Genomic DNA, 11,996 nt, shown 5'->3' on the forward strand with positions numbered 1-11,996 from the left:
TTAGCGGTCTTTTGGCCGCTGAATCAAACAGAGGAATGCACCATGTATTACGGATTTGATATTGGCGGCACCAAGATTGCGCTCGGCGTGTTCGATAAAGACCTTAAGCTACAATGGGAAACCCGCGTACCCACGCCGCGCGAAAGCTACGATGAATTTTTAACCGCCATTACCGCGCTGGTGGCGCAAGCGGATGAACGCTTTGGCGTCAAAGGCAGCGTCGGCATTGGTATTCCGGGTATGCCCGAAACCGACGATGGCACGCTGTATGCCGCCAACGTTCCTGCTGCCAGCGGCAAACCGCTGCGTGCCGATCTTTCTGCTCTCCTTGAGCGCGACGTGCGCTTAGACAACGATGCCAACTGTTTTGCTCTCTCAGAGGCCTGGGACGACGAGTTTCGTCACTATCCGCTGGTGATGGGGTTGATTCTAGGAACCGGCGTGGGGGGCGGGATAATCATTAACGGTAAGCCCATTACCGGGCGCAGCTACATTACCGGCGAATTTGGTCATATCCGTCTGCCGGTGGATGCGCTGGATGTTGTCGGACGTGATTTCCCGTTGATCCGCTGCGGTTGTGGTCAGCACGGCTGTATTGAGAGTTACCTTTCAGGCCGTGGGTTTGCATGGCTTTATGAACACTTCTATCATCAGAAACATGACGCCCCCCAAATCATTACCCTGTGGGAACAAGGGGATGCGCAGGCGCGAGAGCACGTTGAACGCTATCTCGACCTGCTGGCCGTGTGCCTGGGGAATATCCTGACCATCGTCGACCCGGATCTGCTGGTGATCGGGGGAGGGCTGTCAAATTTCACTGCGATTACAGAACAGTTGTCCGGGCGTCTGCCCCGACATTTATTGCCGGTCGCCCGCGTGCCGCGCATTGAACGCGCGCGACACGGGGACGCAGGAGGCATGCGCGGAGCCGCATTCCTTCATCTCACCGATTAGTTTACGAGGTTATTATGCTGTCGCGTCGCCAGGGTCGACTCAGCCGTTTTCGCAAAAATAAACGCCGCTTACGTGAACGCCTGCGTCAGCGGATCTTTTTCAGAGACAGGATGATGCCAGAAGCGATGGATAAACCCAGAGTGGTGGTGTTGACCGGGGCGGGGATCTCCGCCGAATCCGGTATTCAGACCTTCCGCGCGGCGGACGGACTGTGGGAAGAACACCGAGTTGAAGATGTGGCGACGCCGGAAGGTTTCGCCCGCGACCCGGCGCTGGTACAGGCGTTCTACAACGCCCGCCGTCGCCAGCTTCAGCAGCCGGAGATTGCGCCGAATGCGGCGCACCTGGCGCTGGCAAAGCTGGAGGAAGCGCTGGGGGATCGTTTTCTGCTGGTCACGCAGAACATCGACAATCTTCACGAAAGGGCCGGAAACCACAACATCATTCACATGCACGGCGAACTGCTCAAGGTGCGGTGCGCATGGAGTGGTCAGGTGCTGGAGTGGAAAGAGGACGTGCTGGACGAAGACCGCTGCCACTGCTGTCAGTTCCCTTCGCGTCTGCGTCCGCATGTGGTCTGGTTTGGCGAAATGCCGCTGGGAATGGATGAGATCTACAGCGCCCTGGCCATGGCGGACGTCTTTATCGCCATTGGTACTTCGGGACATGTCTATCCGGCGGCGGGATTTGTTCACGAAGCGCGACTGCAAGGTGCCCATACGGTGGAGCTCAATCTGGAGCCAAGCCAGGTCGGGAGCGAGTTTGAAGAGAAACACTACGGTCTGGCGAGCGAAGTGGTGCCAGCCTTTGTGGATAAACTCCTGAAGGGGCTGTAAGAGTAACGGGCGACATTGCGTCGCCCGTTATGCATTAACGGCCTGCTTTTAGCTTCTGATAATACTCTTCATACAGGCGGCTCGCGTCACCGACGTCGTTCTGCCATTCCCCTTTGCTGATGGTTTCAGCGTCCGGATAAAGCGATTTATCATTTGCCACTTCAGGGCTTAACAGCTTCCGCGCGGCCAGGTTTGGCGTCGGGTAGCCGATGGTTTCCGCCACCTCTTTTGCCACATCCGGGCGCAGCAGGAAATTGATCAGCTTCAGGGCGCCCTCGACGTTTTTCGCATTCGCCGGGATCGCGAGGCTGTCCATCCAGAAGATGCCGCCCTCCTTCGGCCAGACCACCTCCAGCGGCGTCCCGGCCTGACGCGCCACAAACGCAGAGCCGTTCCAGACCATCCCCAGATTCACTTCACCTTCCATATACGGGTTAGCCGGGTTATCCGAGTTGAACGCCGCCACGTTTGGCATCAGCTTTTTCAGTTCGTTATACGCCGCTTCGATCTCTTTCGGATCGGTGGTGTTACCGGAATAGCCGAGTTTACGCAGCGCAACCTGGAACACTTCGCGCGCATCGTCGGTTAACAGCAGGCTGCTTTTGTATTCCGGCTTCCACAGGTCAGCCCAGGATGAAACCGTTTTTGGATCAATGGCATCGCTGTTGACGCCAATTGCCGTCGCGCCCCAGATGTACGGAATGGAGTAGTCGTTGTTCGGGTCGAACGGCTTGTTTAGCATCTCAGGATCGAGGTTTGAAAAATTGGTTAGCTTCGTTTTGTCGATCTTCTGGATCATGCCTTCTTTGCGCATCTTGTCGACGAAATAGGTCGACGGCACCACCAGGTCATACGCGCCATCTTTATAGGTTTTGAGCTTGGCGTACATGGTTTCATTCGACTCGTAGGTCGAATAGATCACCTTGATGCCCGTCTCTTTGGTGAACTGCTCCAGCAGGCCCGGCGGCACATACTCGGTCCAGTTGTAGAAATAGAGCGTTTTGCTGTCATCAGCATGCGCGGCGCCCATTCCGAGCACCAGTGCCGCAGCGGCAAGCATTTTTTTCATTTCTGTGTCCCCTGAGATTTTGTTTTATCACGAGCAATAACCTGGCTGGCAATTACCAGAACCAGCGATAACACCAACAGAATAGTCGCCAGCGCGTTCACTTCGGGTGAAACACCGACTTTAACCATTGAGTAGATCTTCAACGGCAGAATTTCATAGCTCGGCCCGGTGACGAAGGAGGACACGACCACGTCGTCCATCGACAGGGTAAAGCTGAGCAGCCATCCTGCTGCCACGGCGGGCATCGCCAACGGCAGAATGATTTTGCGCAGAATGGTCATCTCGCTGGCACCCAGATCTTTCGCCGCTTCCAGCATGCGTACGTCGAACCCTTTCAGACGCGCGTAGACGGTTACCACCACAAACGGCAGACAGAAGGTGATATGCGAGAACAGCAGGGACCAGAAACCGAGCTGGACGCCCAGCAGCATAAACAGCACCAGCAGTGAAATGGCCATCACGATATCCGGGGACATCATCACCACAAACAGCATGCCACTGACGAACGGCTTACCGCGAAAACGGTAGCGGTACAGCGCCACGGCGGTCAGCGAGCCAATCAGCGTCGCGAAGGTGGCAGAGAATACCGCCATCGTCAGCGAGTGCTGGGCGGCCTGTAGCAGGCTGTCATTGTTCATCAGCAGGCCATACCATTTGGTGGTAAACCCTTGCCAGTTGATCCCGAAGCGTGAGCTGTTAAAGGAGTTCACGATCAAAATGATTATCGGAATATAGAGATACGCATAAATGGCGGTCATAAAACCGCCGCGAAGCAGTCGACCGATCATTCCAGCTCCACCTTCTTATTCAGCAGGCGTGATGCACGCCAGTAAACCAGCAGCATCAGCCCCATCACCACCGTCAGCGTTATGCTGGTGGCCGAGCCGAACGGCCAGTCGCGGATATTCAGGAACTGACTCTTAATCACGTTACCGATCAGCAGGTTTTTCGCCCCGCCCATCAGGTCCGATACGTAGAACAGGCCCATCGCAGGCAGCATGACCAGCAGACAGCCGGCGATAATACCCGGCATGGTCAGCGGAATAATGATGCGGACAAAAGTTTGTAACTTACTGGCGCCCAGGTCTTTCGCCGCTTCCAGCAGCGGCTTATCGAGCTTTTCAATGCTGGAGTAGAGCGGCATCACCATAAACGGCAGCAGGATATAGACCAGGCCGATAATCACCGCGCCCGGGGTGAACATGATGCGGATCGGCGTCTCGATCACCCCCAGCCACAGCAGAAACTCGTTCAGATAACCTTTGGTGCTGAGGAAGATTTTCAGCCCGTAGATGCGGATTAACGAGTTGGTCCAGAAGGGTACAATCAGTAAAAACAGCAGCAGCGGCCGTACTTTTTGCGGCAGGCGGGCCAGGAACCAGGCGAATGGATACCCCAGCACCAGACAGGCGAGGGTGGCAATCAGCGCCATATTGAGCGAGTGCAGCAGCACGTCAAAATAGAGCGGATCGAGCAGGCGCGCGTAGTTGTCCAGCGTAAAGACCATCGTCACGAAGTTCGCGTCGTCGCGGGTCAGGAAGCTGGTCACGATGATCATCAGGTTGGGAAGAAAGACAAACAACACAAGCCAACCGACGATCGTGGCAATCACCACATTCTGGAACTTACTTGTGTTCTTCATCAGCCAGTACAACCTCCCAGCTTTCTACCCAGTTGATGACCATTTTCTGATCCAGCGAGTGGTCGAAGTCCGGATCGTCCTCGTTAAAGAACTCGCTGACCATCACCATTTTGCCGTTTTCCAGTTCCACAACGGATTCGAGGGTCATCCCTTTGTAGTTGCGTTCGCGAACGTAACCGATCAGACCTTCGACGTCAGCCGTGTCGTGGATCTCATCAACGCGGAGATCTTCCGGGCGCAGCAGGACGTTGAGCTTTTGCCCCTTCTCGACGGCAAAGTTGACGGTAATATTGCATTCGCGGCCTTCCACGTTCGCGCGAACGCGCTGCTCGTCCAGACGCTCAATCACCGTGGCGTTGAAAATATTGATTTCGCCTATAAAGCTGGCGACGAACAGGTTTTTCGGCTCTTCGTAAATTTCACGCGGGGTGCCATCCTGCTCAATCTTGCCGTCGCGCATCACCACGATACGGTCTGACATGGTCAGGGCTTCTTCCTGATCGTGCGTAACAAACACGAACGTGATGCCGAGCTTACGCTGAAGCGCTTTCAGCTCGTTCTGCATCTGCTTGCGCAGCTTGTAGTCCAGCGCGGAGAGGGATTCATCCAGCAGGAGCAGGCGAGGTTTGTTGACCACGGCGCGGGCAATGGCCACACGCTGCTGCTGACCACCGGAAAGTTGATGCGGCTTGCGCTGGGCGAACGCCTCCAGCTGTACCATGCGCAGGGCTTCGGTAACCCGAGGTGGGATCTCGCTGGCCGGTGTTTTTTGCATCCGCAGGCCAAACGCCACGTTCTCAAACACGGTCATGTGCGGGAACAGGGCATAGCTCTGAAAGACGGTATTGACGTGGCGATCTTCGGCTGGAACCTGGGTTATGTCCTGGTTCTCAAGATGGATATGGCCGTTATCGACGCTTTCCAGCCCGGCGATAAGGCGCAGGACGGTGGTTTTGCCGCAGCCGGAGGGGCCGAGCAGCGTGAGAAACTCACCGTCATTGATGGTCAGATTAAGGTCGGAAATGACATCTTTGCCATCGAAACTTTTACGAATTCGTTCCAGTTGCACCAGCGGTGAAAGGGAACGGGGTTGTGTATTCAATTTTCGCGCTGTCCCATATAGACGCCTCAGGCAGCAGACTGAAGCGGGGTTTGTGTGTAACCACCTTGGTGACTCGTAATGAGGGCGGACATTCTACGGCAAACCCATTGAATCGCCAATCCTTCTCACTTATTCATAAGCTACATTTATTAACGCACAACGATATAAACGTAAAAAGTTCTCGTTTGCGGGATAAAAGTGACCTGACGCAATATTTGCGTTTTGCTGCTTAATGATAATGTTGTCACAAAAAGTGAGGGTGACTGCATGGATAAACTACTTGAGCGTTTCTTACATTACGTTTCGCTGGATACCCAATCTAAGCCGGGGGTCCGACAGGTGCCAAGCACCGAAGGCCAGTGGAAGCTGCTAAATCTGCTGAAAGAGCAGCTGGAGGCCATGGGGCTGGTTGATGTCACGCTCAGCGAAAAAGGGACCGTGATGGGAACGCTGCCGGCGAATATTGACGGCGATATCCCGGCAATTGGCTTTATTTCTCATGTCGATACCTCACCTGATTTTAGCGGTAAACACGTAAACCCGCAGATTGTTGAAAACTACCGCGGCGGTGATATTGCGCTGGGCATTGGCGACGAAGTGCTGTCGCCGGTGATGTTCCCGGTACTGCATCAGCTGCTGGGGCAGACGTTAATCACCACTGACGGCAAAACCTTGCTGGGGGCCGATGACAAAGCGGGCATCGCCGAGATCATGACGGCGCTGGCGGTGCTGAAGGGCAAAAATATCCCACATGGCGATATCCGCGTGGCCTTCACGCCGGATGAAGAGGTTGGAAAAGGCGCAAAACACTTTGACGTTGAGGCGTTTAACGCGCAGTGGGCCTACACCGTCGACGGTGGCGGCGTGGGTGAACTGGAGTATGAAAACTTTAACGCGGCATCGGTAACGATCAAAATCGTCGGGAATAACGTGCACCCGGGGTCTGCGAAAGGGGTGATGGTGAATGCGCTGTCGCTGGCTGCGCGTATTCATGCGGAAGTGCCCGCCGAAGAGAGCCCGGAGATGACGGAAGGGTATGAGGGTTTTTATCATCTGACCAGCATCAAGGGGACCGTGGACAGCGCGCAGATGCACTATATTGTCCGCGATTTCGACCGCAAAGCCTTTGAAGCACGCAAACGTAAGATGATGGAGATCGCGAAAAAGGTCGGCAAGGGGCTGCATCCGGATTGCTATATTGAACTCATCATCGAAGACAGCTATTACAATATGCGCGATAAGGTGATGGAGCATCCGCATATTCTTGATATCGCCCAGCAGGCGATGCGCGATTGTGACATCGAGCCGGTGATGAAACCGATCCGTGGCGGTACCGATGGTTCACAGCTGTCGTTTATGGGCCTGCCGTGCCCGAACCTGTTTACCGGTGGATATAACTACCACGGCAAGCATGAGTTCGTGACGCTGGAAGGGATGGAGAAAGCGGTGCAGGTGATCGTGCGGATAGCGGAGTTAACCGCGAAGCGGTAATGTTTTATGCCGGGTGGCGGCTACGCCTTACCCGGCCTACGGGTGCAATATGTAGGCCGGGTAAGGCGTAGCCGCCACCCGGCACATGAACAGGGAGTTCAAATGTCAAACTACCGCCGCCACTACATCCCCGGTGGGACCTGGTTTTTCACCGTCAATCTGCAAAACCGCCAGAGCGATTTACTTACTCGCCACATCGACAGCCTGCGTTCCGCTACCGCCACGGTTAAGCGTGCGAAGCCCTTTACCATTAACGCCTGGGTTATCCTGCCTGAACATATGCACTGTATCTGGACCCTGCCGGAAGGAGACAGTGACTTTTCAGCGCGCTGGCGCGACATCAAAAAACGTTTAGCCGCAACATTGAAATGCGCCACGTCTGGCAACCGCGTTTCTGGGAGCACACTATTCGCAATGAGCAGGATTATCGGCGGCATATGGATTACATCTACATCAATCCGCTGAAGCATGGCTATGTCGGGAAAGTCGTCGACTGGCCATATTCAACGTTTCATCGGGACGTGCGGGAAGGGTTATATCCGGCAGACTGGGCGGGTGAGATTGAGGATTTTGCGGCGGGGGAGCGGAAGTAAAACAAAGCCCGGTGGCGCTTCGCTTACCGGGCCTACGGGTGCAATATGTAGGCCGGGTAAGGCGTAGCCGCCACCCGGCAAACATCATGGCTCAGTCCTCAAAAAACCAGTACCCGCTGTTCACCAGCGCGGCCAGCATGGCGAGGAAGGAGGGATCGTCCAGTGCGTCGCCAAAGGTATCCGCAGTCAGCACCATATGGCTGGCAATCGCTTCCAGCGCCGGGCGATGCGGAGAGTCCAGGCGCTCGCCGTTGACGAATACCTCTTCGCCAATGCGCAGTACGCGTAATCCGCCCAGACGAACCAGCTTATCGCCCTGCTGGAGCGCATCATAAATTTCATCTGCCTGATACGGCGGCTCTGGCGGTGCGACGTCCAGTTCGTGACGCGACTGGCTGATAAACTCGCCAAACCACTGTCTGAAGTGCTCCGGTTCGTTGATCAGATCCAGCATCATCCCGCGCAGCTTATCCAGCTCCTCTGGCAGAATATCCGCCGGGTGCTCACGCGCCGGAACGTCCGGATCGCTGTAACGGTAGCTGCCCAGCTCACGCTGTAAAACATAGTCAGCAAATCCGCTGATCATCTCGCGCCCGCTTGGCGCGCGGAAACCAACCGAATAGTTCAGCGAGTTTTCCAGGGAATAACCTTCATGCGGGAAGCCCGGTGGGATATAGAGAATGTCACCTGGCTCCAGCTCTTCATCAATGATCCCTTCAAACGGATCAACCTGAAGCAGATCCGGGTGCGGGCAGTGCTGCTTCATTGGCACTTTTTCGCCCACGCGCCAGCGACGGCGCCCGGTACCCTGAATGATAAACACGTCGTACTGATCCAGATGCGGACCCACGCCGCCACCGGGAACGGAGAAGGAGATCATCAGATCGTCCATTCGCCAGTCTGGCAGGGCGCGGAAGGGACGCATTAAGGCTGCGGTGGGTTCGTGCCAGTTGTTGACCGCCTGCACCAGTAAAGACCAGTTGTTTTCGCCCAGGTGATCGTAGCTTTCAAAGGGACCGTGGCTGACCTGCCATTTCCCGTCCTGGTGGCTCACCAGACGGCTGTCTACCTCGTTTTCCATCGCCAGACCAGCGAGTTCGTCAGGAGAAATAGGGTCGATAAAATTGCTGATCCCGCGTTTAAGAACGACCGGGCGTTTTTGCCAGTAACGTTCAATAAATTCGGGCCAGTTAAGCGTTAATTGATAATCCATATTTTTGTATTCCGCAGGCTCTTACTGAGACGGATTATAACGGAAGCACCGCCCCCTGACTGCGAGATCCGCGTATTTTTCACATTTCGGGTCAACTATCGTTCGATACGGGATGCTGGCGGCCAAAAATGACTTCCATACGGGCACCGCCCAGCAAACTTTCACCGGTTTCAATCTTGCCCTCGTACTGATCGACGATTTCCCTGGCGACGGATAATCCGACGCCCTGGCCTGGCCGCAGCGTATCGGCGCGCTGGCCGCGATCGAACACCACTTCGCGTTTATTACGGGGAATGCCAGGACCATCATCCTCAACGATAATATGCAGTTCGTTATCCGTTACCCGCGCGGACACCTCGACAAACTCCAGACAATATTTGCAGGCGTTATCGAGCAGGTTTCCCATCACTTCCATAAAGTCATTTTTCTCACCGACAAAGCTAATTTCCGGTGAGATATCCAGACTGATGTTGACCCCTTTACGCTGGTACACCTTGTTTAGCGCAGAGGTGAGGTTATCCAGCAGCGGGGCTACCGGGTGCAGTTCACGGCTCAACAGGGCGCTTCCGGAACGCATGCTCGCGCGGTGCAGGTAATAGCCGATCTGCTGTGAAATACGGCTGATTTGTTCCAGCATCACCGGCTCGGCGTCATCCACGCTCATTTTCGAACTGCGCATGGAACGCAGGGTACTCTGCATCACGGCCAGCGGGGTTTTCAGGCTGTGCGTAAGGTCGGTGAGCGTCGTGCGATACTTGTCGTAGCGTTCACGTTCGCTTTTCAGGAGGCGGTTGAGGTTGCGCACCAGGCTGGTCAGCTCACGCGTGGTCTCCGGGTTTAGCTTCTCGCGGTGATGTTCCTCCAGCTCGCGCACCTCTTTGGCAAGGGATTCAATCGGGCGGAGGCTCCACCACGCAGCAACCCACAGGAGAGGGATCACCAGCAGCAGGTTGGCAGCCAGAACATACACAAACCAGTTCCAGACCATATACGAGCGTTTCAGCTCAACCGGTATGGTATCGATCACCACAATGGTTAACTGCGGCATGTTCAGGGTGGCGGGGTAAAGGTTGATGGCCACAGAGTGGGTCATCTCCGTGTCGTCATCTTCGGCCCGGATCTCATTAAGCTTAATCTGTAAGGCGCGATCGTCACGCAGCAGGCTGCTGGTGGAGTTGAGGTCGGCTTCTATTTCATGAAAACCGTTGGTTTTCAGCCATTCCGGACGGATGCGCTTTTTCAACCACGGGACATCGCGCTGGGCCCAAAGCAATTTCCCTTTTTCATCATAGATCAGCGCCAGCGTCGGGCTCTGCTGATTCAGGTTTTCCGGCATCTCGACGGTGATTCGGTTGTTCTCCCACTTCGCCAGGGTATAAAACAGGTTACTTTCGCCGCGAAGCAGGCGGAAGGTGGTTTTATCGAAGCTCACGCTATAACCGACCAACGCCACCATCCCATAAGAGAGCGACAGCACCAGCACGACGGCGGCGGTTGCCAGCAAAAAGCGAACCCGCAGCGAAAGGGGTAAAATGTGGCGCAATATCCCTTTCATTTAGCGTAATTCGAACAGGTAGCCCTGACCACGCACGGTGGTGATCACGTCATGCGGGTACTGCGCCTGAATTTTTTTACGCAGGCGACCCATCAGCACGTCAATGGTGTGGCTTTCGCGCAGCTCGGCATCCGGATAGAGCTGAAGCATCAGGGAATCTTTGCTCACCACTTTACCGTTGTTACGGATCAGCGTTTCCATGATGGTGTATTCGAATGCGGTCAGCTTGATCACTTCATCATTAATAGAAAATTCGCGGCGAGAGAGGTCCACCTGGAACGGCGGCAGAGAGATAACCTGTGACGCCAGCCCGCTGTTGCGGCGCAGCAGCGCCTGCATACGCGCAGCGACTTCTTCAATATGGAAGGGTTTGGTCACGTAGTCATCCGCGCCAGCGCTCAGGACTTCAACCTTGTCCTGCCAGCCTTCGCGGGCAGTCAGCACCAGTACCGGCAGGGAAACGTCATGGCTACGCCAGCGGCGGATAAGGGACAATCCGTCTTCATCCGGCAGCCCTAAATCGACAATGGCGATGTCCGGCAGGTGTTCATTGAGATAATAATCGGCCTCTTTTGCGTCTTCAGCATCATCCACCTGATGACCCATCTCCTGAAGTTGAACTTTCAGGTGATGACGTAGCAATGCGTTATCCTCAACAACCAGTACGCGCATCATCACTTCTCCCTTTATAAATGGTATGAATAGTTTAACGCTGATTATTCAGGTTGACACCAGCGCAATGAAATTAAATGATTTTTTCATGCTCCCGAACACAGGGGGGATGACGCCAGGCACCTGATTATTAAGTATGTTGACCTGAGCCTGGTTCATATCACCCACCCAACTCACGTAAGCCTCATGCGCCCCCAGCAGGCGCGGGTAATATAAACTGACTTGTTTTCGCAAGCTTTCGCAATCCCGATAAAACAGCCATCCGTTTATGAACTGTTGAAGGCGAGTCGCTTTTTGGACAGCACGGGCACGCCAGTTTTGTAAATATTGCCCTTTTTTTTGTAAGGATGTTCTCACTATGCCTGGCTTTGTCTACGCTTATTTTATGGTGCGAAATTAGATTTGCATAAGATGTGCCAGAAAAGCAGCATTTTTACACAACAAAACAGCAATATAGCGAGTAAAGAGGATTTTATGGAATGGAAGGTTGTTGAGACTATTGCGAGCCCGGAAAGCGGAACCATCTTTTGCAAAGTTGAAACACAGTATGGCCTGAATTATATCCTGTGGTTAAAGGGAGATTATTACGTTCGTACAGGTGAAATCATCACCACTTCAAACCAGGGGATCCTGATTAACGATCGGCGGCGTAGAGTATGGATAGCGCAGGCAATGCCCTTTACATCAATAGGCTGGATGGGGTTCAAACAGAAAAACGCGTGTCCAGGCAACCGACAGGAGATGGATCGCCCGTGCACGGCTGAAACCCCGTGCCAGTTCAAACTGTGCCCGTTCGGCTTAAAACGGTATATTCCGGAAAGTTATCCCACGGCAAAAAATAACAATCAGCCTGACGGCAGGCTCTAATC

At 54.5% G+C, this 11,996-nt stretch carries 12 protein-coding genes and 1 pseudogene; 5 read left to right on the forward strand and 8 right to left on the reverse strand.

What is annotated here, in order from left to right; genetic code table 11:
• The first annotated feature begins 42 nt into the window (after window positions 1–42).
• On the forward strand, window positions 43–954 hold the full coding sequence (gene nagK, locus ACOTWU_RS03000) for an N-acetylglucosamine kinase (protein WP_040117498.1): 912 nt from the start codon (window positions 43–45) through the stop codon (window positions 952–954).
• 14 nt (window positions 955–968) lie between these two features.
• The gene (gene cobB, locus ACOTWU_RS03005) at window positions 969–1,790 is read left to right on the forward strand and encodes a Sir2 family NAD+-dependent deacetylase (RefSeq protein WP_022647760.1); all 822 of its coding nucleotides are present in this window, start codon (window positions 969–971) and stop codon (window positions 1,788–1,790) included.
• A gap of 34 nt (window positions 1,791–1,824) precedes the next feature.
• Here cobB and potD read toward each other — a convergent pair whose 3' ends face one another.
• Genes potD through potA form a run of 4 tightly spaced genes read right to left on the reverse strand, consistent with a single transcriptional unit; the run spans window position 1,825 to window position 5,633 of the window.
• Window positions 1,825–2,859 (reverse strand): spermidine/putrescine ABC transporter substrate-binding protein PotD, encoded by a 1,035-nt coding sequence (potD, locus tag ACOTWU_RS03010; protein ID WP_015570806.1) that lies wholly within the window; start codon window positions 2,857–2,859, stop codon window positions 1,825–1,827.
• A complete protein-coding gene (gene potC / locus ACOTWU_RS03015; RefSeq protein WP_015570805.1) occupies window positions 2,856–3,647 on the reverse strand; it encodes a spermidine/putrescine ABC transporter permease PotC in 792 nt (263 codons plus the stop codon). Before potC ends, potD begins: the two co-directional genes overlap by 4 nt.
• A complete protein-coding gene (gene potB, locus ACOTWU_RS03020) occupies window positions 3,644–4,501 on the reverse strand; it encodes a spermidine/putrescine ABC transporter permease PotB (protein WP_040117499.1) in 858 nt (285 codons plus the stop codon). The genes potC and potB overlap by 4 nt, the downstream gene beginning before the upstream one ends.
• On the reverse strand, window positions 4,485–5,633 hold the full coding sequence (gene potA / locus ACOTWU_RS03025) for a spermidine/putrescine ABC transporter ATP-binding protein PotA (protein ID WP_162837914.1): 1,149 nt from the start codon (window positions 5,631–5,633) through the stop codon (window positions 4,485–4,487). The genes potB and potA overlap by 17 nt, the downstream gene beginning before the upstream one ends.
• Window positions 5,634–5,870: 237 nt before the next feature.
• Between potA and pepT the strand changes: the two genes are divergently transcribed.
• Window positions 5,871–7,094, forward strand: a complete 1,224-nt coding sequence (gene pepT, locus ACOTWU_RS03030) for a peptidase T (RefSeq protein WP_006809220.1) — start codon at window positions 5,871–5,873, stop codon at window positions 7,092–7,094.
• Between the two features lie 102 nt (window positions 7,095–7,196).
• Window positions 7,197–7,687 (forward strand): annotated as a pseudogene (locus ACOTWU_RS03035) (REP-associated tyrosine transposase).
• Window positions 7,688–7,778: 91 nt separating this feature from the next.
• On the opposite strand, the gene ACOTWU_RS03040 reads toward ACOTWU_RS03035, so the two are convergent.
• From ACOTWU_RS03040 to ACOTWU_RS03055, 4 genes are all read right to left on the reverse strand, one after another.
• Window positions 7,779–8,900 carry a cupin domain-containing protein gene (locus tag ACOTWU_RS03040; protein ID WP_017384706.1) on the reverse strand — a complete coding sequence of 374 codons (1,122 nt, stop codon included), beginning with the start codon at window positions 8,898–8,900 and terminating at the stop codon, window positions 7,779–7,781.
• Window positions 8,901–8,991: 91 nt separating this feature from the next.
• On the reverse strand, window positions 8,992–10,455 hold the full coding sequence (gene phoQ, locus ACOTWU_RS03045; RefSeq protein WP_015570801.1) for a two-component system sensor histidine kinase PhoQ: 1,464 nt from the start codon (window positions 10,453–10,455) through the stop codon (window positions 8,992–8,994).
• Window positions 10,456–11,127, reverse strand: coding sequence for a two-component system response regulator PhoP (phoP, locus tag ACOTWU_RS03050; RefSeq protein ID WP_026094318.1), 672 nt, complete (start codon window positions 11,125–11,127; stop codon window positions 10,456–10,458).
• Window positions 11,128–11,175: 48 nt separating this feature from the next.
• Window positions 11,176–11,484 carry a hypothetical protein gene (locus tag ACOTWU_RS03055; RefSeq protein ID WP_045338859.1) on the reverse strand — a complete coding sequence of 103 codons (309 nt, stop codon included), beginning with the start codon at window positions 11,482–11,484 and terminating at the stop codon, window positions 11,176–11,178.
• Window positions 11,485–11,529: 45 nt separating this feature from the next.
• Between ACOTWU_RS03055 and ACOTWU_RS03060 the strand changes: the two genes are divergently transcribed.
• Window positions 11,530–11,994: a hypothetical protein gene (locus tag ACOTWU_RS03060; RefSeq protein WP_206513925.1), complete on the forward strand. Its 465-nt coding sequence runs from the start codon at window positions 11,530–11,532 to the stop codon at window positions 11,992–11,994.
• Window positions 11,995–11,996: the final 2 nt, after the last annotated feature.

The organism is Enterobacter cloacae complex sp. GYL001, assembly GCF_049237125.1.
In the GTDB taxonomy this organism is placed as follows: domain Bacteria; phylum Pseudomonadota; class Gammaproteobacteria; order Enterobacterales; family Enterobacteriaceae; genus Enterobacter; species Enterobacter hormaechei_C.